This window comes from Symmachiella dynata, from assembly GCF_007747995.1.
In the GTDB taxonomy this organism is placed as follows: Bacteria; Planctomycetota; Planctomycetia; order Planctomycetales; family Planctomycetaceae; genus Symmachiella; species Symmachiella dynata.
In genome coordinates, this window is record NZ_CP036276.1 from 5,229,063 (window position 1) to 5,255,000 (window position 25,938).

Sequence of the window (25,938 nt, forward strand, 5' to 3'; positions counted from 1 at the left end):
CAACGAAGGATCATTACGCCAACTTCAAAACATCCTCGAAGCGATTCAGCGCTTCGTCGATCACCTCGTCCGTATCGGCCAACGACGTATACAGCCGGCTCCCGGCCAAGGTGATCAAACCGTGCGCGCAATACGCCGCGCCGAATTCTTCCATCGACCGTTTGCGCGACTCCGCTTCCCGGACCAGCTTTATCAATTTGAACGGATTCCGGGCGTCCATCAGCATCACGCCGGATGTCTGCAAGTGGACGATCGATCCCTGGTTGTAGGCGACATACGGCAGTCCCAAGCGGTCGATGATTTCCGTCAAACCCGCGCACAGTCGATCCCCGGCGCGGCCGGCGTGCTGCGCGGCTTGAGTTTTTTCCATCTCGAGGATCGAATAATAGCCGGCGACACATGACAGCGGATTGGCCGAGAGTGTTCCGCCAACGAGTACCTTTTTTTGACTGCCGCCCAGCCCCCCGGCGAGGTTCATCATGATATCGCGCTGTCCGCCCACGCCTCCTGACATGGGATATCCACCGGTCAGACATTTGCCAAACACGGTCAGATCGGGCCGCACGTCGAAGTAACCTTGCGCGCCCGAAAGCCCCGTGCGAAACCCGGTGACGACCTCGTCAAAAATAAGCAGCACCTCAAATTCGTCGCACAATGTCCGCAGCTCGCCGTTGAATTCCGCAGTGACCGGCCGCGTGCCGCTCTCGGGGCCAAACGGCTCGACAATCACCGCCGCTGTTCCGCCTCGCAATCGATTGAGTTGCAGACGTCTGCGCAGCGCATGGAGGTCGTGCGGAAAACCCTCCTGAATCCGCGCCGCCGCCGACCGCGGAATGCCCGCCGCATCCATCCGCCCTGTGCCCGGCACGCGAATTCCATACACCATTTGGTCCGACCATCCGTGGTATCCGCCCCCCATTTTGACAATCCACTTCCGGCCGGTATGCGCACGCGCCAAACGAATGGCGGCCATCACCGCTTCGGTCCCCGAACCGAGCATGCGAAACATCTCGACCGACGGAACATGCCGACAAACCAACTCGGCCAGTTTGACTTCATACTCGTGCAACAGGCCGGTCACTGGACCGCATTCGGCCAGCACGGCTTGAACGCGTTCGCGAACCGGCCGATAATTCGCCCCTAGCAGCGTCGCTCCACCCGCCTGCAAAAAATCGATGTAGCGATTGCCATCCAGGTCGCTCAGGTACGCCCCATCGGCGGCACGGATGGCTAAGGGGTGTGGATAGTTGAACGCCAAGTTGTGTTGCACGCCACCGGGAATGACATGCTCTGCCGCTGTAGCCACCAATTTCGATTGCCGGCAGTGCGTGTCAAAATATGACAACACCTGCGACATATTCTCAGGGCGAATCGGACGTATCGGCTGCTTAAGCAACGCGTCCAACCGCGCCAGGACATCCGCGGTATCGCACCAACGGGAGATCGAAAACTCCGACACAAATTGATCAGTCGTGGATGCCACAGTTGTCATGCGAAATTCTCCCCCTGGACATTCGCCAATCGTCCCGGTCGGCGGCAGTCCCAGCGCGTCTGCTTGTGAACATCTTCCCACCTATTCAGTTTTAACGAAATCTAGAAAACGTCGCTATGGGAGGAGACTCGGCCAGACTGTGAGTCTCAACAGCGCGATCGCACACCGCAAGGCGAACTCCATCGCTGAGCGCCCTTGCAGATATTGCCCGCGAACCGCAACCGTATGCATCCACAAACGCCCGGCGTTTGCTACAATGCCCCTTCCATTCGGTCAACGACCACAAATCAAAACCATCAGATAAACATTCGCAGGAAGCTAAACGGAATGACTTACGACGTGTACGGCGTGGGGAACGCCTTGTTGGATATTCAAGCTCGGGTCTCTGACGAGACTTTGGTCAAGCTGAACTACGCCAAGGGAATCATGACCCTCGTCGACGATGCCACGCAGGCCGACGTGTTGGGAGAACTGGACGGGCATCCTGTCAATCGCTGCGCGGGCGGATCAGCGGCCAATACGATTATCGGTATCGCCGACCTGGGTGGGACTGCTGCCTATGCCGGCAAAGTGGGCGCCGACGCTTTGGGAGAGTATTGCCTGGCTGATATGCGAAAAATGGGTGTGGCCATCGAAGTTCCTCCTGCCGACGGCCAAACCGGCACCTGCGTGATTCTGATCACCGAAGACGCCCAGCGGACCATGCTCACCAGTCTGGGCGTTTCGTCCACGCTGGGTCCGGACGACATCGACGAAGCGGAGATCCGCAAAGCGAATTACGTGTACGTCGAAGGGTATCTGTTCACCGGCGAATCGACGCGGGCGGCGGCCATGAAGACGATTGAGTTGGCCAAAGCCAACGACGTAAAAGTCGCGTTTACCGTGTCGGACCCGTTTTTGATCAACTTGTTCAAAGATGATTTCTGGAAATTGATCGAGGGGCCAGTCGATTTATTGTTCTGCAATCTTGACGAAGCCCGCAGCTTGACTGGCAAAGCGGATGCGATCGACTGTGCCCAGGAAATTCACCAGCATGCGGAGAATGTCGCACTCACGCTAGGTGGAGACGGTTCGCTGTTGATGCATGACGGAAAGGCGATCCCCATCGAAGGGGTTGAGGTCGATGCGATCGACACGACCGGAGCGGGTGACATGTACGCCGCCGGATTATTGTATGGCATCAACAACGGCATGACTTGGAAACAAGCCGGCCACCTGGCCTCACACGCCGCCGGCCGCATCGTCTCACAACTCGGCGCACGCCTGGAACGACGATTCACGAAAGAAGAAATTGCCCAGTTCATGTCTTAGCTTGAAATAAGAGCCACAGATAAACACGGATGAGACACGGATAAAAGAAAGATCCAAAGTCCAGGATAAGATCACATCCCAAACCGACGGCTTGCCGTCGTGCACGGCGCGGCAGACATCAAGACGGCGCTTCTCCAAAAGAGCGCCGCATATTTTTTGATTTCGATTCAATCGACAATAGACGCTCATCGATCTTTTAGGAGTCACACCCCATGCCGTTCAACCATTCACGACCTTTCACTGCGATTCTATCCGCTTGCTTGGTGATGACGTTCATGCCGGGTGCCGTACGTGCGGAGGAAGCGGCGGAGACGGAGAAAACCAAACTCCTGCTGTCAGCCGGCGAGGTCAAACAGCTGATCGACGCAGCTGATCAATCGGCGGTCATTCTGTTGGATATCCAAGACCGTGACGCTTTTTCCAAGGCGCATCTCCCCGGCGCTCGCTGGATCGACGTCGCAGAGTGGAAAGCCGCGGCAATGGCTGATAGCGGCGACGGCTTGACGAATCGGCAGCGTTGGATCGAGTTGGGGAGCGAACTGGGATTGGCACGCGACGGGCGAATCGTTGTTTATGGCGGCGCGCTTCCTAATGCTGCGCGGGTGTGGTGGTTACTCAAGTATCTCGGTTGTCAGCACGTGAGCTTGCTAAATGGGGGCATCGATTTTTGGCAGAAACAGGACTTGCCCGTTACCCATAAGCCGATCGATTTCAAAACATCCAAATTCCAGCCGACGTTTCAAAAACATCGCCTTGCCCGCATCGACAACGTCAAGCAGGCGGTCCAGGACGGAAGCTTATTTGTCTTCGACACCCGCAGCAAAGCCGAATTCGCAGCCGGTCGCGTGCCCGGTGCGGCGCATTTGGAATGGGTTCGCTTGCTGACCGACGATGGAACCTTTAAGTCCGCTGCAGAATTGCGACGCATGTTTCAAGCGCTCAATCTGAAACCCCAGCACACAGCGGTGACCTATTGCCGTAGCGGTGGTCGGGCTTCGGTCGAGGCCTTTGCGCTGGAGTTGGCAGGCTACGAAAACGTGCAGAACTACTTTTGCAGTTGGCAGGAGTACAGCAGCGATGCGGAGGCACCGGTGGAGAAGTGAGGACCGTCGGCCGTCCGCCGCGAGCTATTCATTTTCACCGTCACGAGAACGCGAGAGTGTGGGCAACTCGTCGAGACGCGCGCCGGCTTGGCTTCCGGTGGCGGTTCCGCTGGATGCGCGATTGGTAATCGTCGGATCAAGCCGCACGTTGTTGGGAGTCAGCATTGAGGCGGGCATATCGCGCCAACTTTTCTGCTGCCGTTCTTCCCAATAAATGAGTTCGTTGTAGGCATCGACCTCATTGACGGTTCGCCATTTCTGCCAGTCTTCAAAATCCAGCGTATCCAGGCCCTCATCGGTCGAGTCGGATTCGATTTGCCAAAAATCGGAGAAAAGGTCGTAGAAGTTGTACTTGCCGGACCATTGAATCAAATCACGAAAATCGTTCACCGGTGCGCGGCCGGACATTTCGACCAGCGGGCAATTTTCAAAACTGCTAATGATATTGTTTGTGGCGGTGACTTGCACGGGAATCAACTTGTGCGGCACGGTATCGCTGGACATGACCACCAAGCTGTGACTCAACAGCACCGTACAGTGCTTGAGCGTAAAATCGACATACTCATCATCATCGGGTTCATACATCCCGCCTAAAACACGCACGACGGTTCCGTTTGGCCAGAGCGCCAACAGCGTATTCTCAATGGTGAACTGCGATCCGGTCTGTTGATGGACCGTTAAAAAATCGCACCCGCCGCGAAACACACATCGAGAAATCATCACCTGCAAGGGCTTCAATGTGCCGTTGTCAGGCATGGGCATATCGCTGAAATTCGTGCGGGAGGAGAGATCGAACACCGCAATTTGGCGATGGCGATCGCGGTTTTCCACCGTGACGGTGACCCCCTCCATCTGCACCGACTCGGGTTGCTCTAACGAAAAAATCGCCCAACGATCCGACGGGAACCCTTCGTTGATCGTCAATAACAAATTGACATTGGCCATCTCTAAGGCGCCGCCGACGACGTTGATAAAATGATTGCGGTAGTCTGCGAGCGGACTCTGCGACGGGGCCAATTCCAGCGTCGGTCTAAAACCGAAACCCGCGCGAATCGTGATGCGTTTGCCTTCAATCCGAATCGGCGTCCGCTCTCGGCGAATGCCGTTGTACCGCAGCTCAATTTTGCCGCCATCCACCGCATCAGTACAGGCCGCTTCTAAGGAGCGATACTCGCGATTCTCAGCGCCATCAATCCCTAACACGATGAAGGGACGGTCTGCTATCGGCTCAGCGGTCACTGTTCGCGCCCGAGGTTGCTGCATCCGATTCCCAATTTCATCCGGCGTGGGTTGCGCAACGGGTTCGGCGGTCTCGATTGGCAGCGGCGGTAACAAAGCAGTCACATAGCTACCGTTGCCTTCGGGTCCCAGACGAAATTGTTCATTTTCCGACGGGCCGATGACAAACCTGCTGGGCAAATCTTGGTTGGTGCGCGTTGCGGGAGGAATTTTTGGATCGGTTGAACGCGTCTCCGCGACAGCCGGAGTTCGCTCGTCATCGAGAGAATGCGGTGTTTCGTCTCCCTTGCCAGCACTGCCTGGGACAGTTGCCTCCAAGTCGGGGTTTTGGTTTTTAGTAACTATGACCTCACGCTGTGGAGCACTTGGCAATTTAGCGATTTCAGTATCGGAAGCCTTCGCACCAGTTCCATTGTCGGCCTGTTCGGTTGTGGAATCGGCTGGTGAAATGCTTTCAGGACCATCCGCAACTCGACCTGGCAGAAAACTCGCGACCGTTACCAGGATAATTAATGCGGCAAATGTCGACATCCAGGGCAGATGACGTTCCCAAAATGGTGCCGACAACGGTCGGGAGGACATCCAGACCAATCCTTCGGGGTTCAGACTCCGCAGTCCCATTGCCCCAGCGACCAACATCAAATCCCGCAACAATTCGTCCGCCGTCTGGTACCGCCGCTTGGGGTCACTGGCCATCATTTTGCGGACAACCGCCGCCAAATCATCGGAGACGTACGGATTTTTAGCGGCCGGATCGGGCGCATCTTTGCCTTGGTGGTCCAGTAATTTTTGCAGCATCGTGCCGCCGGGATACGGCGCTTGGCCCGTGAGCATGTGGTACAACGTGCACCCCAGCGAATAGATGTCGCTACGAACGTCGACTGCGCGTGGGTCCTTGGCCTGCTCCGGCGAAATATAATCGAACGTGCCCAAGGTCGTCCCGGCAACCGTTAGGTCGGCACTGGCCTCGCGGTTTTCATTGCGGGCCAGCCCCATGTCGACCAATTTGGCCCGGCCTTTGGGGGTAATGATAATATTCGAGGGTTTGATATCGCGGTGCACCACGCCCCGTTCCGAAGTGTGCACCAATGCCGAGGCCACTTGTAACGTGTAGTTCAACGCATCGTCGACCGGCAACCGCCCCTGCTTAGAAATCATCTCGGCAATATTGATGCCAGTGACGAATTCAAAAGCAATAAAGTGCAGCCCCTTGTCTTCGCCCACGTAATACGCGCGGGCAATATTGTCATGATCGAGTTGTGCAGCCGCTTGTGCCTCGTTTTGAAATCGACGGACGGCCGCTGGGTTGAGAGTTTGACGCGGAGGCATCACCTTCAGCGCGACGCTGCGACCCATACGGATGTCCCGCGCGCGAAACACCGCTCCCATCCCTCCGGAGCGAATTCTCTCTTCAATAACAAAGTGGTCCAGTTCCACACCAATCGGACTGGCATCGACCGATTCGTTGTCATTGGCTGTGGGAAACAGATGATGCCATGCCGACGGATCAGTGACCGGAGTCGACGCCGCGGCTGCCGCCTGCACAGGTGGTGCATAATCAGGCCGTCCCTCGGGATTGACGACCGTTTCCGGTCCAGTCACCGGCGCCCCCCCGCTCGCCTCAGCGAACGAACTGCTCGGAGTCGATTCGCTCCGCGAGTCGGGTTGGTCAATCGGAAGGTTCATGAACTTTAAGTACGAAGAAAATTTATTGTTTGACGGAAGCTTTTAAAATCCGCTTCAAAGCAACTCGCTGTCAGACCGCACCTTTGCTGCAATGCTTCGTGGTCAACCCAGGCGTGAGAGAAGTCGCACGTCGCGCACATTCCAACAGCCGAATCGCCAGATGTCACCTCTGAGACAGCGGGCCCTCGCCGTCAAATTCGACGTTCACACATTGTTTTTTCAATGGAAGGACTATTGCAAAGCCGCGGTGCTCATCTTGTCATGGTCGATGCTGCTCGGGAATATTGTTTATGAGCCAAGTTCACGGGCGACATCGACGTCAATCGCCTTGAGGCAGTCGTCAAGTAGCCGGCTTTGTTCGTGCGTGAAGTCGTCGCTGGAGATGACATTTGCCGCATAGTTTCTCACGCGCAAATTGGTCACGTCCTCCTGTTGTCCCTGTGCATCGGGATTGGGACGTACCAGACGTTCCAAGTCGTTCACTTTGGGGAGAAATCCCCGTTCGATATGATCCATAATGGCCCGCGTTGTCTGGTCAGCTTGTTTAAACTTATCGACAAGTGTCAAATGTTCGATGGGTCGATTTGCCACGCGCTCACTCCAGATTTTTTGAGGGCCGATTTTGTCTATCTCATTAGACACGTTTCCCATATTCCAGGTCAAGATGGGTCTGTGAAGTTGCGATTCGATTGAGAAAAACTCTGTCGATTTTGTGCTAAAAATAAGGGTCAGTCCGCCCATGAAGACCAGCACCCTGCCTGCCGGTCGACAGTTTTGAGATAGCTGGACTCTTCTAAGTTCCTTGCTCCAATTTGCATTGTGGAATTCGACAGCCTAAAACGGACCTTACAAATTACGGCAGATGTGCGGCAAGCAGTGCCGGGCAGGACAACTCAAAGTGCAAACGGCGCTGGGTAATTTATGAAGATTCTTGTCGTTTCCGATATTCACGCCAATTGGCCCGCTCTCCAGGCGATTGAAGAATCATTCGATGCTTGTCTATTTTTGGGAGATTTGGTGGACTATGGCACGGACCCGCTCCCTTGCATCGACTGGGTGCAAAAAAATGCGACGCTTGCCGTGCGCGGCAATCATGACCACGCGGTCGCACAGCGCGTCGCCGTGCGCGGTGGGTCGCCGTTTCGCAGACTAACAGCCGCCACGCGTCAGGCCCAATACAACGCCATCACCCCCGATAAAATGCGGTACCTTTCCCGTTTGCCGGTGACTGCGTCGCAAACAATCGACGGACTTAAATTTCATCTGGTGCATGCGACTCCGCGTGATCCACTGGACGAATACCTGTACGAAGATCCCGAAGGCTGGTCTGCTCGCCTGAAGCACGTCGATGCCGATTTTGTCTGCGTCGGTCACACGCATCAACAGTTTCACATCAAACTCGATGGAGTTGAGATTCTTAACCCCGGCAGCGTTGGTCAACCCCGCGACGGCGACCCACGTGCTGCTTATGCGGTGATTGAGAATGGAAAAGTCGAATTGCGACGCGTGGCATACGATATCGACGCCAGCTTAGAACAGATGCGCAGCGCAGGGGTGGAGAGTTGGGTGCTGCAGATGGCTGAAGCCGTGTTACGCACCGGCGGTCGTTCGCGCGGCGAACATCCCGAGTGACCCGCGTCCTCGCTGAAATCAGAGCCGAAGAACTTACTCCATTCTGTGGGCCATTCTTACAATGAACGCCGCGGCGGTTCCGTTGTGGGAACGTCGTCGTATTTCGTGTCGTAACTCAATGCCACCAAGACCCATTCCCGGGTCGCATCATCACGATGAAACGTCAGCCGCCAGATGACGGGAAAACGCCGACAATGCAGGACGTAGACCGCACGAATGATCGAACCCCCGATTGGCTCGAGTTGCAATTTTTCGCTGCGTAGAAATTTGCCAAACTGTTGTTCGGATTGATCGATTTGAATTTTTAGTTGCGCAAGTTTCTCGCCATCCTGCTCCAGCGGGCTCCCTTCCAGCAAATCGTTGACTGCTTCATCGGTGCGCCCGTTGACCAATCCTCGCAAGAAGATCGACACCCGCGAACCAATCTCGGAGACGTCATCATCCAACGGGGTTCCCGGCGGGGGTTGGAAATTGTACATCTCGGCTGTGATATGAGGCTGAATGGCAAAACCCAGGCAAATCGCCACCAAGATCAACGCAAAAAGATAACGGCCCTGCATCGGATTGACTCTCACCCATCAGAGAATTGAGAACATTTTGCGACAGCACCATCTGCCGGTTGCCTAACGCCACATTAGTCGGTTTGTGACCAAAATTGTAGTGCGGATGGAGGCGTGAGGCGTGAGGAGACAGGCTTGAGGGTCGGCAAAACAAAGCCGACTGCCGACTGCCGACTGCCTACTGCCTACTGCCTACTGCCTACTGCCTACTGCCTACTGCCTACTGCCTACTGCCTACTGCTGACTCACCGCACAGACCTCTCCAACCCAACAGTCAACGGCGTCCGTGAAATTTCCTGCCAATGGCGAATATCGATTTCATAGGGGCCATCGGGCTTTTCGAAGTTTCCAAAGTGTTTCAAGTATTTACGAAGCCGTTGGATCTTTTGTTCAGCATCCGGTTCGCCGGGACGCGCTTCGGCCGGCGCGCAACCCCACATGATTCGGGAACCGCCGCGCGAAATCAATTCGAAAGCAGGTGTGCTGTCGGAGAGACCGGGGCGGCAATGGATTTTTTCCAGTTGAAATTCTTCCCAAGAGGACTCAAGCAGTGTTGCTAAATCAGCAGCGCCGTTGACTGCTGGATCCCCCCAATTCGTCCCTTCCGGTCCTTGGGGAGTCGATACGACTCCTTCCACCAATGGGTACCGCTGGGCATCGCTGACCGTAAAGTCAGCGGGAGGGAGTAAGGTGCCGTCGGGGTCAATTGGATAGACTCCGCGGGCAACTTCGACCATGGCAATAGGGCGACGATATTTCAAATCCGCCACAATCCGTCCCGGCGCCTGTTTCGAAACACGGGAAACTTCCGCGACCCAGGGGTGGCGCTGTAGCGCATCGTGTACGCGTTGAGTGACCGACTCATCCAACAGTGACATCTGCTCCGGCATGTCGGATCGCTCGAACGCCTGCTGGACAAAATTCGGCGGAACCATCCGTGGCGGCGACGTCACCTCCACGGTCGTTGCATTGACGATGTATTCATCACGTTCCGCCAGATCCGGCAGCCAGCCGACGGTGATTCGTATGACTATTGCCGTCACGATCGCAGCGGCAAGAACCAGTAAGCGTCCGGGTTGAAACAATCCTTTCACCAACGCAGATCCCCATCCGGAGTCCGGCGACGGTTTGGACCGGGTCCGCGTTTTGGTTCGTGACTTCTTCGCCATAATATTCCGCGTGGTCAATGCAGGAGGTTTTCCAGGGACGTACGCACGCCCCACATCCTTGATATCGACCTTCGCTGCCAGCCGGTTGACAGCGATCTCAAAACCAATTGCTATCGCTGCGATCGTGCCCACCGGTGAAGTTTCCGCAAACAGATTTGCGGGAGGATCAGCAGCATGGCGACCAGATAATCGGCATAAAACTCAGGGTTTCACCGCAGGCTTGTCCCAGCAGTGCAATCAACACGACGCACCACAACACCGCCGGACAAATCGTCAGCGAATGCGATCGCCGTATTGCACGTGAAAGCCTTTGCTCTTCAGCGGAATGCGGTACAGGCTCAGATCGGTCGTGACATACAACACGTTGATCTCGTCGCCAATCCCAAACTCCGCATTGCTGGGGATGCCCACCGGGGGATGATTCGGGTCCCGTTTTTGATTCGGCGGACCCGTGGGAATAAAGGCAACTTCCTCGCCATCGGGATTCACGACCAACACGCCGGGACGTTTGAGGCTCCGTGCGGTCAGATAAATATTTCCCTCCGCATCAATCGTCATCCCGTCACACCCCGCTTGATCGCCGAAGTCAACAATCGTCCGCCGTTCGACATCGACGATTCCCGCTTCATTCAGCGGAAAGGCATAGATCTTCATAGGACCGGGCAACGGGGGTGGATTGGTATTCGCGCCGATTCGGTCTTCACCGTTATCGTGGTCGGCGACATACAGCGTTCTCCCATCTGGGCTGAGAGCAATGCCATTGGGTTTGAGGGTGTCGCGAGTGATCTCAATCACGCTGCCATCGGGGTCGATGCGATACACAGCGCGGTATTCAATCTCGCGCGGTTCGGATCCCAAATACCGAGGGTCGGTGAAATAAATGCGGCCCTGGGCGTCGACGCAGAGGTCATTGGGCGCATTGAATTTTTTACCGCGAAAACGGTCGGCAATCGTTTTGGACTCCCCCGTTTTGACATCCCAACGCGACACGCGCCGTCCACCGTCGTCGGAGCCTTCGCAAGCCAACAGAAAGCCGTCCGCGTCAAAGATCAGACCGTTCGCCTTACCGCTCTTTGCGGTAAAGAGCGTCGTCTTTTTCGTCTTCGGATCAAACCGCATGATCATGCCGCGATCCGGCGCCAGCGGAATATCGGTGAAATAAATACTGCCATCGGGCGCAACCGCGGGGCCCTCGGTCAGTCCCCCTTGGACATCGGCGGACCGCGTAAACAGCAATTCCCATTTGGCATCAGGGTCCACGATGGCCGCGCCTGTGGGCTTGGGCAGTTCCTCAGCGTGCAATGTCGACAGTCCGCAAACGCAAATCGTGATTGCAATCAGCAGGCGCATGGTCGGTTCCTTTCGTGGAAATTGGAGCATGCCCGTCCTATTCGGCTCGGGAATTCGGTTTCCCATGATACTCTGATAAGTATCGCCGCAGGACATGCGACCTTGCAAATTTTGCCAAGTGCGGCAAACTTTTCCACGTTGAATTCGACGCCATGACCGGCCCAATCAGGCCGATTGAGAGTAGGTTTCGAGGCTTACCAATGCCGGTTGGTTTTCGGTTCGCCAACAAAACCATATCCACCGTATCGACCAAAGCCACCGTATCGGCCATACCCCCCATAACCACCGTAGGTGGGAAATTGGTAACTTCTCTGGGCTTGGTTATAACGACTGCGTTGTTGGCGGCGGGCGGTGTAGCTGCTCCCGGCGCCAAATGTGGGTTCCTTGCTGCGTGACATATATCCGGTCGAGCCCAATTGCGATCCACCTGCCGGTGCCAGCGATTGAAACGCCAAGCGAACACTATCTTTGGAGAGAGACATGCCGCTTAGGTCCTCGATCTTCCAGGCATCGCTCCACGCTGGGTGCGTGACGTGTCCGACGGCCGGTGGACCAATCAAACTTGGCGATTGGGTATCGATGGTGGCGATATGCAACACGAGTAAAACGCAGACGCTCATTGTCTTGACCTGACTAGCTGATCACGTTTAATTTTGAGAAGACTGTGGTTGTCGCATCCTGGTGTTGTTAATCAAAATCGATCGACAATTGCGGTTCCTCGAATGTCGGAATCCGCACGACCGCATCATCAGTGATGCCCCGGTTTTGGCCCAGGTCTTCTTTTTCTTTCGCAGCTCCACGCTTGCCAGGTCTCTGGCCGCCGGCGTTTTCAAACCGCTCCATGATTTCCCGCCAATTGGTAAAGATCACATCCTGTTTCTTCAGAAAGTCATGAACGGCTTTGTCGTTCAACAATTGGTTTTCCCAAACGCGTTGTTGCCAATGTGGGGCAATCGCTTCGAGTGCCAGTGACTTATCCGCAGGACCAGCAGTGATCTGCGTCAGCCCTGGAGGCAGCCCTTTGACCAGTTCATAGAATTGATCGCGTTTCTTTTCATAGCTGTCCGCTTCGGGAACGAAATGCGCGTCGTCGAGTTTGGGCAACCGGTATTTGTGGACCGTGGCAATCATCTCATCCGACAGCGCTACTCCGTTGTCACGAAAATGCTGAATCTTTTCAGGAGTCAGTTCCAAAACCACAGCCGGAATCCAATTTTTCTCTGCGGTTTCTAAATAGATTTTCAACAGATCTTCACGCATGAACAACACGCCCATAAAGGGATGCAAGTGCGTGGGTTGGATCCCCGCGGCGCGGACTTTGGCGATCTGGGCCTCAATCTCGCGACGAATCTCCTCAGGATCAGCCATCAACCCCAATTGCAGTTCCGTTCCCCACATATATCCTTTGGGGTCAACCAACGTGGAGGTCTTGCTATTCAATCCCGTGAGCGGACGCCAGCGATACAGTTGTCCCGGGCTATTGAGCGTCAAGCAGACACCAATGTCATGCTGCGGATTTTCGCGGGACCAGTTGGCGAATTCCTCGAACCACGGGCAGGGAGACATGACGCTGACCGAATTCAAACGTCCTTTGGCCAATAGTTCCTGGCCGGGACGGCTAAATTCATACGAGGCCCCCATCGTGTCGGCATACAGAATCACAACGCGTTTCCCGGCGGGATATCCCAAACGTTCCGCCCAAGTCTCTTGGCTGTGAGCCGTCTGTGAAACGGCCACGAGGATCGTTATCCCTGCCACCAATGCACGCATCATCTGTTCTCTCCGTGTCGGGAATGTCGTGAAGCTACAACTCTCACCACGTTAGTTCGCAGCCGCTGGATGTGCAAATTTTCCCAGTCCAGATCCGCCACGATTGGGGACAATCCCGTCGGAGTCTACAAATTGAACGGCGAAATGCCGTTAATCCGAAATCCCGCTGCGATCACGTCCCTCGGCAGCATCGTCACCACACGTGCTCAGTGCATATTGCCGTTGCGACTCGCGAAATCGGTCAAAATCGCGCATTATGGAGACGATGAGCGCTCCCATACCGCGCCAAAAACCACATGACGCAACCCTTCGAGACAAGGCCTGCATGATGAACACGACGATGACCAATCAGACTGAACACGGATCACGAATCTGCAAGAACAACAAACCAAGCCGTTGCAGTTGGAGCATGACCATGCTGTTGATCGGTGCGGCGCTTGTTGCGACGTTTTTCAACAACAACACAGCCCAAGCGGCGACATTGCAAGCTGGAGTTGGCAAAGTCGACGTGACCCACCCCGATGGCTTGGTGAACGACCGGTCTTATGTCCGGGCGCTGGTGCTGAAAAACGAATCCACGACCGTCGCCATAGTCACGATCGACGTCGTCGCCATCGGTGAGATTGGCTCGATTGGCAACGACTATCTTGACAAGGTGCGGGCGCGGATCGAAAAGGAACTCGGCATTCCTCCCACGCATGTGATCATCAACGCCAGCCATTGTCATAGCATCATTTGCGACGACATCGGCGAGCGGACTTTCCAAGCGGTCAAACAAGCGGCCGACAATTTGGTCCCCGCCCGTGTCGGTGTCGGCCACGGCCGTGAAGACCGCGTCTCGGAGAATCGTCGGCTGATCATGAAAGACGGCACGCAAATCGATGTGCGACACGCCTACTCTCTGCCCCCCGACGAAGAGGTCGCCAAAGTCGGGCCGATCGATCCGGAAATCGGCGTGCTCCGCGTCGATCGCGAGGACGGACGCACCTTGGCCGTGGTTTACAACTTCGCCTGCCATCCGATTCAGGGGGCGCAAAATGGGGGGAACACTGCCGACATGACCGGCTTCTCCTCGAAAGTCATTGAAGAAAACCTCGACCCGGGAACCGTCGCCCTGTTCGTGCAAGGTTGCGGCGGCGACATCAATCCCGTGTTCTATAAAGACGTCGATCATCCCCGCAACGCCGAACCGCTGGGGAATATGCTGGGCCTCAGCACACTGAAAGCCGTTCGCGCGATCGAAACTAAACCGGACGACCGGCTGAAAGTCGTCAGCGAGAATATCGCCCTACCCCGCTCCGATCTGGCGACGCGCATCTTTGATATGGAAGCCGAACAACTACGCCTAGCCGGCTCACTGGGCGGGACGAGCTTGAATCTGAAAACGTTTATCCCGTTGGTCGTCAAATACAACGTTGCTGAAGAGTTCCCCTCGTATTACTCGCACGCTTACCTGCTCGACAAAGCCCGCGGTCGCAATGACTTGAGCAAGCTCGACGCCGAAAACCGCCGCAACATGCAAAACTACATCCGCAACATCCACACCATGGAAAAACTAACGCGGCTGAACACCAACCTGCGTCTGTTACGCAAACACCACGCCCGCGGCTACGCTTCCGGCAACCGCACCATCGACGTCGAACTGGCCGGCCTCCGCATTGGCGATTTTGTGCTGACGACCTTCCCGGGAGAATTGACCGTCCAAATCGGCCTGAACCTCAAAAAAGTCTCCCCCCACAAACACACCTTCGTCGCCGGCTATACCAACGGCTACATCTACTACTGCCCCACCGCCGAACAGCTAAAAAACGTCGGCAACGCCCAAGAAGACAGCGACTGTCTGGTGGCCCCGGAATGGCAGAAGATGTACGAGGATAAGGCGGCGGAGTTGTTGCAGGCGCTCTGATGAGTTTGAAGTTGAAACTGGGTGCCACTGGCGGCTTGCCCGCCAGTGTGTATTGCGGGGCCGTTAACAACACTGCTGGACAAGCTAGCAGTTGTTCCCGGCGAGACCAGTCCGTGGACGCAATCAAACCAGACACAGGGAGATTTGGAGAACTTTTTAAAATGATCAACTTTTGACGGTACGCGCGTAGTAGTCCTCACGGCCATATTACTGGATTGAAAGGCCAATACGTTCATCGTGCTTATCGTAGAAGAAGAGACACAATGAAGAACAATCACACAAAACGTGCCGGCAGACAGTGGAAAGCCTTTGAATATATGGTTGTGTTTTTCGTTGTGGGAATCGTTGCAGGTGACTATATCATTCCGCATTTCGGTCATCCAAGTGGCAGGCCGAATGCGGCAATTGGCGGACTACTTGGGCTGGTCGTTGGTGCGAGCATTGCTGCTTACGTTCGACTTGTACATAGGCGTCGTTCAAAATAACTACCGCGGGTGGCCCCGAAAGCATCTTTCGCGGCGGCGCAGCCGCAGGAGAGATTTGCGGATTGCCAGCAACTGTGCGACCAGACCACCTGTCGACCTTGACGTCTAGGAAGTACATGATGAAATGGCTACAAAGCAGTGATCTCTTTAACGACGTGGCAGAATTGGATGAAAGGACGGGCGTTTGGAGGGTTAGAAGCAAATCTTCGGAAGGCGGGGAGATTCCTTCAGAGATAGACGGATCCTACTCGATTCTGTCCGGCGTATTTTGCGCTATCTATCGCTCAAATGGTGAGTTGGTCGTGCGGATCGGCGAAGCTCAGATCAAGTTTTCCGACAAAGTCGAGATAACGGTCGGTGGACCACCAAAGAAGCGTTGTCTCTCGCTGATGGAGAATGGCATAGAACGTGTGAAACACGAATATGCCGTAAATTCTGAACCCATCGAAAACGACCCGACGCCATTTGTTGAAGACGAAGACTTTGACTTCGGTCTTTTCCTGTCAAACATTGCCCACGATCCGAATCGTCAAGCCCGTTTTAAACGGGAATTATAGTCACGGCAGTGTGACTGACAGGAGTTGTTGGATTGCCCGCCAGTGTGAATCGCGTGACCGTTAACAACACTGCTGGACAAGCCAGCAGTGGCACCCGGCGTTCACGATAGGAGAAGACATGAAGCGTATAGTGCCGACATCCTGCATGATTGTGGTGATTGCTTTTGCATGTGGATGTGGCGGAGGGAGTACGTCGGAGACTCCTTCGAGCGCTGTCGCAACGAACGAAGATAGGCTTGACGGCGAACATCATTCACTTGCGACTGATCCAAATAGGGAATATTTCATCAATGCCGTTGGTGGTCCGCCGCATCTTAAATTTGTTTGTATTGGTGAATTGCTCTCCAGTGATGGAAACGGCAATCGAACGTATCAGTATTATCTGGACAAAGAACTTTATGAAATCATGGCTAGGCATGATTTTGTCGGAAGTCAAAGCGTTGTTTGTGATGGGGTAACGCTCAAGGGTGAGGGGTATCCAAAAACGCGATTGTCCTCATTAGCAGAACTAGTGCCGAACGGATTAACGGATCAAAATGCTGATCTGGCAATCATTTATGCGGGACAACAAGAAATCATTGATGGAATACCTGCCGTGCGTGCGGTGAATCAGTATCGGGTACTAATCGAGAAACTTCGCCGCATCGATCCAGAAATGCAGTTTTTTGTCGGGCAAATTGTTGTGTCGCCGGAATCGCCTTTGCATGAACGTGCGCAGAAATTCAACAAAGGGCTGGCGGAACTAGCCTCCGAATTGTCTAACGAAAAATCAATAGTCGTTGCTGTGGACCACACGAAAGGCTTTGACGCGAAAACCATGCTCAATCCCGATGCGCAAAGCTTTAGCGTTGAGGGGATCAAACATATCGCCAAGGGGTGTGCACAGACAATGTTCCGAACATTCTGGGACAAAAATGGAACTGGCGGGTATTAAGTGGTGCGTGCGCGGGTGACCCCGAAAGATTCTTTCGGGGCGTCGCAGCCGCAGGAGAGGTTTGCGATTTGTCAGCAACTGTGCAGCCAAACCACCGCCCCCTACCAAACGGAATGAGAAACGATGCGTCTCCTTTTACTGCTTCTCACTTTCTTACTCGCGTTCATCATGGTGTCTTGCCAATCCCACATGCCGCCCGCTGCAGAGATTCCCCCAGCCGCTTCGATCAAAGCCATGCAGGCCAAGCTCGCAGAATTTCCTGAGGGTTCTCCACCGCTCGAAGAGTTCTCGGTACCGGCGGAGTATTTTGAGGAGATCTGTTTGGCCTTATTGGCCGCAGAGCCTGATCCCGAGCCGAGCAAATGGGCAGTGTTGGGCTACATTGAAATTACGACGAATTCCGGAGAGCGATTGTTCTTTAGCCTCTACACGACTGAAGCATTCACGACAGAAAACGGTGAACAACACATCAGTTTGGCTTTTCGAACAAGCAAAACAGACTATTACCGAGGAGGCGATGCTACCGAACTCGCTCGACTGCTTAGACAGGCGTTTGAGTTGCAATAAACATACGGCGGGCACAGCCAGTACGATTGATGTACAGAATCGCATGAGTAATTTCCCGCCGAACAATGGTTCTTGGCGGTCCACATTTGCGCGCATTCGGCAGATGCTTATGAATCAATTGCCATAGTTCATCAGCTAGATCCGTGTCATACTTCGCACGACTCGTTGCTATGGGGACCGCTCCCTCCTTGGCAACTTCCCAAAACGGGAGCGGTGGCTTTTTTTGACATTTTAGTCAATTTGAAAACATGCTCCAAGGAGAAAATAGCATGCACCGCGCATTGATATTCATTATGTTCTTTTCCGTTTTGATGAACAAAGTGTATGCACAAATGCCAATTGTGCTTAAGGTCGGAAAGGGGGCAATTCAAGATGTTGCGGCCACCTCCGACGGCAGTTTCGTAGTCTCCTTCTGCGGCGATCGCGGCGTGCGCGTTTGGGATGTGAATCGTCAAAAGGAGATTCATCAGTTCCCGTCGGATGGCAAAACGCGATGCGTTGATATCTCTCCTGATGGAACCCATTTTATTGCAGGCGGAGATCGTGCTAATGTCGTCCTTCGCGATGTTTCAACAGGAAAGGAAGTTAGGCAATGGTCGCAGATAGCTGTCGCGTTGAGTTTTTCAAGCGATAGTAAAAATGTTTGCCTGGTGGACAGCTCGGGAAATGTCAAGATAATCCGTTTATCCGATGGAGCAATTACCAAAAACACGAAGATCCCTTCACCCTTTGTCGCAGCATTTTCGCATGATGGTCAACGAATCGCTTCAATCGGCTACGGCGATGTCGAACAAAAGGTTGTGCGAATTTGGGATATCGCATCAGGTGCAGAAGTTGTAGCCATGCCTGGGAAGGCACACCAAATAAAAAGCATTGCGTGGGCGCCCTCGGACCGCCAAATAATGACAGGCGGGAGCAACGGGAATGCCGTCATCTGGGACGTGGCAACCGGGACTGTTGATCGGACGATCGCCCTCAACCACGAAGTATTTTCTGTTCAGTTTTCGCCTGATGCGAAGTCCGCACTTATCGGAATCGGAACTACATCTATTTTCAAGCAGCGGAAGTCTACTGGAGTCATCCATCTTGTCGAAGTATCTTCCGGGAAATCAATTTTTGAATATCGAACAAAAACCGACGCCGTCTTTAGCGTGGCATTTTCTGAGAATGGTGAGTTGATGATTGCTGGTGGACAAGGCGGCAAAATTTATCTTTGGAAGAAACACGATACGAAAGACGGTAGGTAGGGCGCATTCTACTTTGAATTGCAACACGCCACGGCATGTACTCGAAGGTGGGGGCGCGGTCCAAAAACAATAACGGACGCGGGTGGCCCCGAAAGATTCTTTCGGGGCGGCGCAGCCGCAGGAGAAGTTTACGAAACGTCAGCAGCCGTACCCCACGGCAGTGGGTGACAAGAATCGACATCAAACATTCGCCAACCACTTCTCCAACAGCAGCGGGCTACTTTTGTTTTAGTTCTTCGAATTGGTTTGTGAGAGGCACGAATTCATGGTTCGCTGTTTGAAGTGATTCCACGGTCCACAGTCGAAATCCCAGGGGGCGTTTGTCAAAACTTTTGCTGGTGACTTCACCATTCACCAATTGCATGCCGTCATAGTCGTTGATGATCGTGGTGTGTGTATGACCGGCCAGGACTGCCAGCACGCCATTTTGTTTGTAGAGGTCCAACAATTGATGTCGTGTCTCTAATGGAAGATTGTAATACGTTTCCTTTTCGTCCGGTTTTTTCACAAACAACGGAAAGTGCCCCACCATCATGACGGGCGATTGGTTTTGTTTGGCCTCGGACAAGGTCTGCGCCACCCAGGCAGCATGCTTTTCAGATTCTCCTTTGAGCGGTGCTTTCCAAAGTTGAGTGTTGGTGAACACAAACGTGTAGCCTTTATGCTTGAGACTGAAATAGTCTTCACCGATCGTCTCGCGATAACGTTTCAGAGCCTTGGAATCTGGTTTGCCTACATCATGATTTCCCGGAGCACAGTAACAGGCGACCGTCAAATCACTCTTAATGGTCTTAAAATCCACGAATGAAGTATCATTCGCCGTATTGACCAGATCGCCGCAAATCACGACAAAATCGGGATCCATTTCATTGATCTGCTTCACCGCTTGCCTGAATGTCTGGATATCATGCTCGTATCCCCCCATCCCCAATTGCGTGTCGCAAAGCTGCACAAACGTAAATGGCTCGAATTTCGCATCGTCTTCAGCAAAAACGGGAGTCACGAAAGAACAGAGAATGGCGCCAATGAGAGTGGCCCGAATCCAGAAGGTTTTGAAAGCGCACAGGTTGTTGAGGACTGTCATGTATGAAACCAAGCCGTAATGAATTCCACTGAAATTTCCCATTGGGACAAACCTGAAACCGCTCCAGGTTCGAATGTCGACTAGCGTAACAGAATTATGCAGGGTCGGCGCAGCCCGCCGGGTGCCACTGCTGGCTTGTCCAGCAGGGTAATTGCCGGTCACGCTGTTTGCACTGGCGGACAAGCCGCCAGTGGCACCCTTTTTGGGGCGGGCTGCTATGCTGCCAACCGTCGTTGTCGAATCTGATCAATCGCTACCGCTGCGACAATGATTGCTCCCAGGATCATGTCCTGCACGGGGTTTTTGAGTCCCAGTTGCGTGCAGCCGCTGGTGATGACCGCCATGATGGCTGCTCCGGTGAGTGTGCCGACCACCGAACCGCGGCCGCCGCTTAGGCTGCCGCCGCCGATGACCACGGCGGCGATCACGTTGAGTTCCAAGCCGATGCCCGAAGTAGGGTTGCCCACCGACAGCAGCGAGAATTGATACAGCCCGGCGATGCCGAAAAAGAGGCCGGCTAGCCCATACAGGGCGATTTTGTTCCGCTCGACATTGATTCCACACAACCGCGCCGTCGACTCATTCGATCCCAGGGCAAACACGTAACGCCCGAACACTGTATACCGCAACACGGCCGCCAAGATGATGGCCAAGACGAAAATCAACCAGACGCCCAGCGGAAATCCCAGCCAGCGCGCGTCTTGTTGCAGGCTGAGAAAACTCCCCAGCCAGTGCGGAATTTGGTCATTCAGATCGGGCCGCACGGTGGTCTCGTCGGCAACTTCCTTGGCCATCCCCAAATACAACCGCATCGTTCCCAGCGTGACAATGAACGGCACCACGCGCAAATAGCTGACCAGCATCCCATTGAGCAGACCTGCCAGACATCCAGTTCCAATCCCGGCAATCACAGCCAGCGCCGGGGTATAGGGCGAGATGTTCGGCGCTGCCTCCTGGATCGTCTTCGAGGTTTCCTGCAGTTTCGGCAACTGTTCTTGCAGCGATTTTTGTTCCGCCTCGAGCTGGGCGATTTTTCCCGGATCCGCGTTCTTACGCCGCTGTGCGCGCTGGATCTCGTTAGGAATGCGGTCCAAGCGTTCCTGAGCATCATCGATCTTTTGTTGTATTCCGGCGACATTGTCGCCATGCACGATCAACAGCGCCGCGTCTTCCTTTAAGCACCAAGCCAGCACCGTCGCGCATAGCGCCAGACTGGTCCCCGCGGAAAGATCGATCCCGCCGGCGATCACGATGATCGTCATCCCCAAGGCAGCGACGGCCACTGTCGCGGTTTGGACGGAAATGGAGCGCATATTCCTCAAGGACAAGAAATTGCCGCCCCCTTCTTGCAGACCATCGGCAAAACCGAACAGTATGATGACCAGAGCCAATGCCAAAAACGGTCCCAGCGCGCTGCCCAGCATGCTCCACCGCGAGCGTGTCAGAACGGGAGTTTCATTTTGATTCGGCGGCGATTTCGGCATAGCAGGTCAAGAGATCCGTACGACGTTTTGAAAATCAAATTGCGGCCCGCTCTGGGCGGACCAGACGGAATCGTCCTACCACTGTAGCGGCGCGGCGCTGCGATATCATCCGCACGCAGGGAGAAAGCGGGGCAAAAATCGACGGCGCCGTCTCGGCGACCAAGAATCCCACGAATTGCGACCTAGGCGTTTGCCGGTTGGTCAAACGATCGTCAATCGGTGGTCGGCGGCGGTTCGAATTCAAAGGCTTGCCATTTCATCGCCCGGTCGAGCGGTTCGATGCGGAGCATGACAATGCCGTCCTGAAACAGTCGCACCGTTCCGGTCGATTCGGAGACGGTGATGGCGATCCCCTTGGTCGCTTTGGAAATGGCAGCGGCCGCCCAATGCCGCGAACCTAGGCCTTTGGAGAGCGTCAATCCATGCGCGGGAGCGTCCAGGTATCGCCCGGCTGATTCAACATACCCATCGGCGGAAATCACAAATGCGCAGTCGATTTGCGCAAATTCCTTGATACTTTCCCGCGTACGCGCGTCGCGAAACTGGCGTTCCTTTTTGGCATACCCCCGAAACGGATTGTGGATTGTGGGGTGCGACAACCTGAGCACCTTCCGATGATCCCCTACCACAAACGTGGTCCCCACCGGTTTGCCTTCTCGGCCTTCGCGGCCGATTTCGCAGGCCAAGTCGACCACCATCCGCAACGTTTCCAAGGGAACTTGCGTTTCGAGTCGCTGTAGATCACGGGCAGTCAAGCGGACCAAATGCTCGGTCAGATTCACGACGCTGATCGTATCGATCGCATTGACTTCGAATCCGGGATAGAGCGCCACGACTTTCACGCCCGGCCGTAGTAAATCGTCGGCGATCGCCTCGAGCAATGCCTGGCTGAGCTGCATTTGAACCGTTTCCGGTTCATTGATCAGCGGAACCATGGCGATTTCATCTTCGACTGCACAGCGCTGCACGTCCGGTTTGTCGCTGGCAACCAGCAACAGAGATTTGCCGGCGGCGCGTTTGACGGCTGTGAAATCATAGGGCAAATCGGCCAGCAGCACGATTGCCTCTGCCTCGATTCGCTGCGCGAGGCGTCGCGCGGAAACTAAAACCGCTTCAAATTGTTCAGTGATCGCAGTTCGTTTCATCGGTCAGCGGCCAACGTCCCAATGCATATTTCGGAGGATTCATTCGTGCGATTATTATGAACGGCATCGTAGTCGGGACGTGCCTGAAACCAATGGTCATCCTGCCCCGTAAAACCTAACAAGGGCGGAAATGTCTCCAGCAAGGGAAAATCGGCAAGACGGTTCCGCATTCCCAGTTTAGGCGAATTGCGAGCAAGGTCAACGCACGAATACCTTCCCGCAGCGGACCGCTGCTTCGGGAAGGTCGAATTCCCCCAGCATGTGCGTTACTTCGTTTCAGTGGCGGCCGGCTTTTCGTTTTTTGCGACGACGTTTTCCGGCACGGTCGACTCTGTCAGTTTTGTGACCGCTTGCATGAAAGTCCCCGGACCGAACGCGTTGACCACTGACTCATTGACCGTGATCAGCTTCTCCACGATCAGCCCTTGCTTCATATCAAAGACGATGGTCCCCTCAGTTTGCCGCTGAATCAGTTGCACTAAGATTTCCTTGTTGTTCACCGGCGTCAAAATCACCGTTTTGAATTCGATCGTCGCTAAGTCCCCATCGACCGATTTCAATTCGTAAACCCGCAGCATGTCGATAATGCGGGACAAACCACCCTTGATTCCCACCGACTGCTGATACGGGTCCTTCCAGGTTTCACCAACTGAGACCGGCTTACTGGGCAGCGGAATCAAAAAGCCTTGGTGGTCCTGCGGCGGCCGTTTGCGGGCAGCGACCTTTTTCGTCCCAGCGGGGTCAACGACTTTCAGCAGTTTTCCTTGCGCCGAGTAGTCGATGAGAGCGGTCGGACGGCCGATCTTTTTCAAGGTGTCGCGAAATTTGCGATGATGGAATTTCGGATCATCGCTTTTGAAAACCTCTGGCGGATGCTCACCGAATTGCGCTTCCTGGTGCGCCTTGTCCAGTTGCAACTCCAACGTCCCCGCCCCATCTTCTGAAACAGCCACCACCGTGTAATGTTTCCAAAGCTTACTCTTATTTTTGTCGATCTGTTTCGCTTGTTTGAATTTGACCGTCATCTTAGCGTGATAATCCGACTGCAAATGCACCACTTGGCCCGGCGTAAAGATGTAGGTCAATTCATATCGAGGAGCTTCATCCGCCTGCTCTGCAGTCTCCTGCGAGGCTGTGGTCTCTCCCGAATCGGACTGCTCCGTCTTTGTTGCGGCAGCTGTGTCCGCTGCTGAGGCGGTTGACTCGTCCGCAACAGCTGGAGCCGTCACTTCCGGTTTTTCGTCAGCTGAAAGCGGCGACGTCCCAATTGCACAGGCAATCAAAATCACAAGTGATCGGCAGACCAAACAACGATGCATCGTGCGGTTCCTTCCATGAAACGCAACCGGCGTAGTTTTGGCCGGAAAATGAGATGCGGGGCGGGTGGTTCTGTCGTGCGTCCGGCACAAAAAGACCCCGGCCCAGGATTTCAAGGTGGCGGATGCTAGCAGAAACCCCGCAGGAGGTGGAGATGAGATTCACCAAATCCCGCTTACCGCGCATAAACCGACCACTGCCTGAAATCGCAGGAGTGCTCGGGGCCGGTTCAGTCTGCTGTGGCAGCGGTTTCGCAACTTTCCACCGCGATTTCGCCACCCGCCAACACGATCTCAAAACCGAGATCTTCGATCATGGAGACATCTTCTTGGGGCGGTTGACCGGTCGTTGTTAAATAATCGCTAACAAACAACGAATTTGCCGCATACAACGCCTGGGACTGCAGGCTTTTGAGATGCAGTTCCCGGCCGCCGGCGATGCGAAGTTCCGTCTGGGGATTGGTGAAGCGGAACATGCACAGCGCCCGCAGACAATCCAATGGACTCAAATCCCGTTTTCCCGCCAACGGCGTACCATCGATGGGATGCAGGAAATTCACCGGAATCGACTCGACTTGGAATTCCCGTAATGACAGCGCCATATCCACCACGTCGCTGTTTTGTTCGCCCATGCCGATAATTCCACCGCTACACAATTCCAAACCGACATCACGGGCCGCTTTCAACGTGGCGACTCGGTCGGCATAGGTATGCGTTGTGACGATTTCTTCATGGTACGTTTCGCTGGTATTCAGATTGTGGTTAATCCGATCCACTCCCGCGTCCTTCAGTACCCGCGCGTCCTCAGGTTCCAACAAACCGAGACAGGCGCAAATGTGGAGCGGATAGGCCTCTTTGATTTTCCGCACAGTCGACGCCACGTGCTGCAACTCCCGCTGCGTCGGTCCGCGACCGCTCGCCACGATACAATATGTTTTCGCCTTGGATTCGTAGGCCCGTTGAGCGCCCGCCATCAGCGTTGCTTCGTCGCTCATCACGTATTTGGGAATGGCCGCTTCAGAGATTTTGGACTGCGAACAATATCCACAATCTTCCGGACACAGCCCGCTCTTGGCGTTCTGCAGGAAATAGAGTTGCACCTTGCGACCAAAATAGTGATGACGGATCTGGAAGGCGGCTGCCAAGAGCGCGGGAATCTCCACATCGTCCGCTTCGAGCACCGCCGTTGCTTCTTCGCGACTGCAAGCTTCGCCGTCGAGAATGCGGCTGGCCAAGTCGTTCCAACGCTGTAGTCCGTATTCTGTGGAATCCATCAAACTTATTGATCACTTGTCTAAGGGAATGACGGGCCATCGCCCGGCGTGCGGAAAAACGGGTTGGGACTGGGCCCATCGCTATCAATCGAGCCAATTCTACCGCCATGCCCCCCTACTTGGCCAGTCGAGAGAGAGGATCTGCGTCAACTAAAAGATGAGATATCGAGGGACTCGAGAAAACTTTGTAATTTCGCCAATTTTCCCTGTAACAATCTTCGCCGCATTACGCTTGGCATGGGGCAAAGACCGTGGGGCAGCAATATCAGCCCGAATTTCAATTTCATACCCAGAGAAAGGCGAGGCACTGAAAATGACGAGAATACTCGGCAAATTCACGCATGTGTTAGAGCTGGAGCAGACGCCGGGCGGGATGGTCCATTCCGCACACCGCGCTGTTATGCCCAGAAAGCCAGGAGGCAGTTCAACCGACGCTCAAAATCGAAGTGACACCTCACCCAATTCGCCCATGATTAGACAATTAGCATCCGCCCTGCTCAGTGAGTTCGGCAGACGCTAGCCGTTAACAGTTCACGGCCAGGTCACAACCTACGTGGCGCTGGCCGATTGCCCCAAGACTTGGCTCATTGCTGCATCCGCTTCACGCAGCAAGACCTCGGTCTGTTC

General features: G+C 54.6%; 24 protein-coding genes (1 of these 24 cut by a window edge). 9 read left to right on the forward strand and 15 right to left on the reverse strand.

Annotated features, from left to right (window positions below):
• Window positions 1–13: 13 nt before the first annotated feature.
• Complete coding sequence (locus Mal52_RS19795; protein ID WP_145378252.1) at window positions 14–1,492, reverse strand: aspartate aminotransferase family protein; 1,479 nt, start codon at window positions 1,490–1,492, stop codon at window positions 14–16.
• Window positions 1,493–1,819: 327 nt separating this feature from the next.
• On the opposite strand from Mal52_RS19795, the gene Mal52_RS19800 reads away from it, so the two are divergent.
• Window positions 1,820–2,803, forward strand: a complete 984-nt coding sequence (locus Mal52_RS19800) for an adenosine kinase (protein ID WP_145378253.1) — start codon at window positions 1,820–1,822, stop codon at window positions 2,801–2,803.
• 212 nt (window positions 2,804–3,015) lie between these two features.
• Window positions 3,016–3,906 carry a sulfurtransferase gene (locus Mal52_RS19805; protein WP_145378254.1) on the forward strand — a complete coding sequence of 297 codons (891 nt, stop codon included), beginning with the start codon at window positions 3,016–3,018 and terminating at the stop codon, window positions 3,904–3,906.
• A gap of 24 nt (window positions 3,907–3,930) precedes the next feature.
• Here Mal52_RS19805 and Mal52_RS19810 read toward each other — a convergent pair whose 3' ends face one another.
• Together Mal52_RS19810 and Mal52_RS19815 are read right to left on the reverse strand one after the other, a co-directional pair.
• The gene (locus tag Mal52_RS19810) at window positions 3,931–6,831 is read right to left on the reverse strand and encodes a serine/threonine protein kinase (protein ID WP_145378255.1); all 2,901 of its coding nucleotides are present in this window, start codon (window positions 6,829–6,831) and stop codon (window positions 3,931–3,933) included.
• 288 nt (window positions 6,832–7,119) lie between these two features.
• Entirely contained in the window at window positions 7,120–7,422 is a 303-nt protein-coding gene (locus tag Mal52_RS19815; protein WP_145378256.1) for a hypothetical protein, read from the reverse strand.
• Window positions 7,423–7,752: 330 nt separating this feature from the next.
• On the opposite strand from Mal52_RS19815, the gene Mal52_RS19820 reads away from it, so the two are divergent.
• A complete protein-coding gene (locus Mal52_RS19820) occupies window positions 7,753–8,463 on the forward strand; it encodes a metallophosphoesterase family protein (RefSeq protein WP_145378257.1) in 711 nt (236 codons plus the stop codon).
• Between the two features lie 56 nt (window positions 8,464–8,519).
• Here Mal52_RS19820 and Mal52_RS19825 read toward each other — a convergent pair whose 3' ends face one another.
• The 5 genes from Mal52_RS19825 to Mal52_RS19845 form a co-directional block, all read right to left on the reverse strand.
• A complete protein-coding gene (locus Mal52_RS19825; RefSeq protein ID WP_145378258.1) occupies window positions 8,520–9,023 on the reverse strand; it encodes a hypothetical protein in 504 nt (167 codons plus the stop codon).
• Between the two features lie 245 nt (window positions 9,024–9,268).
• Complete coding sequence (locus Mal52_RS19830) at window positions 9,269–10,324, reverse strand: cell division protein FtsQ/DivIB (protein WP_145378259.1); 1,056 nt, start codon at window positions 10,322–10,324, stop codon at window positions 9,269–9,271.
• A gap of 141 nt (window positions 10,325–10,465) precedes the next feature.
• Complete coding sequence (locus tag Mal52_RS19835; protein ID WP_145378260.1) at window positions 10,466–11,542, reverse strand: SMP-30/gluconolactonase/LRE family protein; 1,077 nt, start codon at window positions 11,540–11,542, stop codon at window positions 10,466–10,468.
• A gap of 194 nt (window positions 11,543–11,736) precedes the next feature.
• The gene (locus Mal52_RS29905; RefSeq protein ID WP_197534345.1) at window positions 11,737–12,162 is read right to left on the reverse strand and encodes a hypothetical protein; all 426 of its coding nucleotides are present in this window, start codon (window positions 12,160–12,162) and stop codon (window positions 11,737–11,739) included.
• A gap of 67 nt (window positions 12,163–12,229) precedes the next feature.
• A complete protein-coding gene (locus tag Mal52_RS19845; protein WP_145378261.1) occupies window positions 12,230–13,315 on the reverse strand; it encodes a polysaccharide deacetylase family protein in 1,086 nt (361 codons plus the stop codon).
• A 337-nt stretch (window positions 13,316–13,652) separates the two neighbouring features.
• On the opposite strand from Mal52_RS19845, the gene Mal52_RS19850 reads away from it, so the two are divergent.
• The 5 genes from Mal52_RS19850 to Mal52_RS19870 all read left to right on the forward strand — a co-directional run bounded on the left by Mal52_RS19850 (window position 13,653) and on the right by Mal52_RS19870 (window position 17,761).
• Window positions 13,653–15,218, forward strand: a complete 1,566-nt coding sequence (locus Mal52_RS19850; protein WP_197534346.1) for a hypothetical protein — start codon at window positions 13,653–13,655, stop codon at window positions 15,216–15,218.
• A 263-nt stretch (window positions 15,219–15,481) separates the two neighbouring features.
• Window positions 15,482–15,703: a hypothetical protein gene (locus Mal52_RS19855; RefSeq protein ID WP_145378262.1), complete on the forward strand. Its 222-nt coding sequence runs from the start codon at window positions 15,482–15,484 to the stop codon at window positions 15,701–15,703.
• A gap of 116 nt (window positions 15,704–15,819) precedes the next feature.
• Window positions 15,820–16,260: a hypothetical protein gene (locus Mal52_RS19860; protein WP_145378263.1), complete on the forward strand. Its 441-nt coding sequence runs from the start codon at window positions 15,820–15,822 to the stop codon at window positions 16,258–16,260.
• Window positions 16,261–16,378: 118 nt separating this feature from the next.
• Window positions 16,379–17,194, forward strand: coding sequence for an SGNH/GDSL hydrolase family protein (locus Mal52_RS19865; RefSeq protein WP_145378264.1), 816 nt, complete (start codon window positions 16,379–16,381; stop codon window positions 17,192–17,194).
• Between the two features lie 123 nt (window positions 17,195–17,317).
• A complete protein-coding gene (locus tag Mal52_RS19870; RefSeq protein WP_145378265.1) occupies window positions 17,318–17,761 on the forward strand; it encodes a hypothetical protein in 444 nt (147 codons plus the stop codon).
• Here the strand turns inward: Mal52_RS19870 and Mal52_RS30580 are convergent.
• Window positions 17,736–17,933 carry a transposase gene (locus Mal52_RS30580; protein ID WP_145380728.1) on the reverse strand — a complete coding sequence of 66 codons (198 nt, stop codon included), beginning with the start codon at window positions 17,931–17,933 and terminating at the stop codon, window positions 17,736–17,738. The genes Mal52_RS19870 and Mal52_RS30580 overlap by 26 nt on opposite strands.
• 97 nt (window positions 17,934–18,030) lie before the next feature.
• On the opposite strand from Mal52_RS30580, the gene Mal52_RS19880 reads away from it, so the two are divergent.
• On the forward strand, window positions 18,031–19,008 hold the full coding sequence (locus Mal52_RS19880) for a WD40 repeat domain-containing protein (protein WP_197534348.1): 978 nt from the start codon (window positions 18,031–18,033) through the stop codon (window positions 19,006–19,008).
• Window positions 19,009–19,225: 217 nt separating this feature from the next.
• Here the strand turns inward: Mal52_RS19880 and Mal52_RS19885 are convergent, their stop codons facing one another.
• The 6 genes from Mal52_RS19885 to Mal52_RS19910 all read right to left on the reverse strand — a co-directional run.
• Complete coding sequence (locus Mal52_RS19885; protein ID WP_145378267.1) at window positions 19,226–20,134, reverse strand: metallophosphoesterase; 909 nt, start codon at window positions 20,132–20,134, stop codon at window positions 19,226–19,228.
• A 173-nt stretch (window positions 20,135–20,307) separates the two neighbouring features.
• On the reverse strand, window positions 20,308–21,576 hold the full coding sequence (locus Mal52_RS19890) for an ABC transporter permease (protein WP_145378268.1): 1,269 nt from the start codon (window positions 21,574–21,576) through the stop codon (window positions 20,308–20,310).
• Window positions 21,577–21,788: 212 nt separating this feature from the next.
• A complete protein-coding gene (locus tag Mal52_RS19895; RefSeq protein ID WP_145378269.1) occupies window positions 21,789–22,721 on the reverse strand; it encodes a DNA integrity scanning protein DisA nucleotide-binding domain protein in 933 nt (310 codons plus the stop codon).
• A gap of 266 nt (window positions 22,722–22,987) precedes the next feature.
• Entirely contained in the window at window positions 22,988–24,040 is a 1,053-nt protein-coding gene (locus Mal52_RS19900; protein ID WP_145378270.1) for a DUF6263 family protein, read from the reverse strand.
• Between the two features lie 227 nt (window positions 24,041–24,267).
• On the reverse strand, window positions 24,268–25,311 hold the full coding sequence (bioB, locus tag Mal52_RS19905) for a biotin synthase BioB (protein ID WP_145378271.1): 1,044 nt from the start codon (window positions 25,309–25,311) through the stop codon (window positions 24,268–24,270).
• 549 nt (window positions 25,312–25,860) lie between these two features.
• A protein-coding gene (locus Mal52_RS19910; RefSeq protein ID WP_145378272.1) for a 3-deoxy-7-phosphoheptulonate synthase crosses the window boundary here: on the reverse strand, window positions 25,861–25,938 show its 3' portion. The gene runs 996 nt beyond the window's last position; the window shows 78 of its 1,074 coding nt (coding positions 997–1,074); its start codon lies off the right edge, out of view; it ends in the stop codon at window positions 25,861–25,863.

What these genes read in the sequence shown, in the direction of transcription:
- Mal52_RS19795 (WP_145378252.1), bottom strand. Translation starts at nt 1,492, where the DNA reads ATGACAACTGTGGCATCCACGACTGATCAATTTGTGTCGGAGTTTTCG.
- Mal52_RS19800 (WP_145378253.1), top strand. Translation starts at nt 1,820, where the DNA reads ATGACTTACGACGTGTACGGCGTGGGGAACGCCTTGTTGGATATTCAA.
- Mal52_RS19805 (WP_145378254.1), top strand. Translation starts at nt 3,016, where the DNA reads ATGCCGTTCAACCATTCACGACCTTTCACTGCGATTCTATCCGCTTGC.
- Mal52_RS19810 (WP_145378255.1), bottom strand. Translation starts at nt 6,831, where the DNA reads ATGAACCTTCCGATTGACCAACCCGACTCGCGGAGCGAATCGACTCCG.
- Mal52_RS19820 (WP_145378257.1), top strand. Translation starts at nt 7,753, where the DNA reads ATGAAGATTCTTGTCGTTTCCGATATTCACGCCAATTGGCCCGCTCTC.
- Mal52_RS19825 (WP_145378258.1), bottom strand. Translation starts at nt 9,023, where the DNA reads ATGCAGGGCCGTTATCTTTTTGCGTTGATCTTGGTGGCGATTTGCCTG.
- Mal52_RS19835 (WP_145378260.1), bottom strand. Translation starts at nt 11,542, where the DNA reads ATGCGCCTGCTGATTGCAATCACGATTTGCGTTTGCGGACTGTCGACA.
- Mal52_RS29905 (WP_197534345.1), bottom strand. Translation starts at nt 12,162, where the DNA reads ATGAGCGTCTGCGTTTTACTCGTGTTGCATATCGCCACCATCGATACC.
- Mal52_RS19845 (WP_145378261.1), bottom strand. Translation starts at nt 13,315, where the DNA reads ATGATGCGTGCATTGGTGGCAGGGATAACGATCCTCGTGGCCGTTTCA.
- Mal52_RS19850 (WP_197534346.1), top strand. Translation starts at nt 13,653, where the DNA reads ATGACCAATCAGACTGAACACGGATCACGAATCTGCAAGAACAACAAA.
- Mal52_RS19855 (WP_145378262.1), top strand. Translation starts at nt 15,482, where the DNA reads ATGAAGAACAATCACACAAAACGTGCCGGCAGACAGTGGAAAGCCTTT.
- Mal52_RS19860 (WP_145378263.1), top strand. Translation starts at nt 15,820, where the DNA reads ATGATGAAATGGCTACAAAGCAGTGATCTCTTTAACGACGTGGCAGAA.
- Mal52_RS19865 (WP_145378264.1), top strand. Translation starts at nt 16,379, where the DNA reads ATGAAGCGTATAGTGCCGACATCCTGCATGATTGTGGTGATTGCTTTT.
- Mal52_RS19870 (WP_145378265.1), top strand. Translation starts at nt 17,318, where the DNA reads ATGCGTCTCCTTTTACTGCTTCTCACTTTCTTACTCGCGTTCATCATG.
- Mal52_RS19880 (WP_197534348.1), top strand. Translation starts at nt 18,031, where the DNA reads ATGCACCGCGCATTGATATTCATTATGTTCTTTTCCGTTTTGATGAAC.
- Mal52_RS19885 (WP_145378267.1), bottom strand. Translation starts at nt 20,134, where the DNA reads ATGGGAAATTTCAGTGGAATTCATTACGGCTTGGTTTCATACATGACA.
- Mal52_RS19890 (WP_145378268.1), bottom strand. Translation starts at nt 21,576, where the DNA reads ATGCCGAAATCGCCGCCGAATCAAAATGAAACTCCCGTTCTGACACGC.
- Mal52_RS19895 (WP_145378269.1), bottom strand. Translation starts at nt 22,721, where the DNA reads ATGAAACGAACTGCGATCACTGAACAATTTGAAGCGGTTTTAGTTTCC.
- Mal52_RS19900 (WP_145378270.1), bottom strand. Translation starts at nt 24,040, where the DNA reads ATGCATCGTTGTTTGGTCTGCCGATCACTTGTGATTTTGATTGCCTGT.
- bioB (WP_145378271.1), bottom strand. Translation starts at nt 25,311, where the DNA reads ATGGATTCCACAGAATACGGACTACAGCGTTGGAACGACTTGGCCAGC.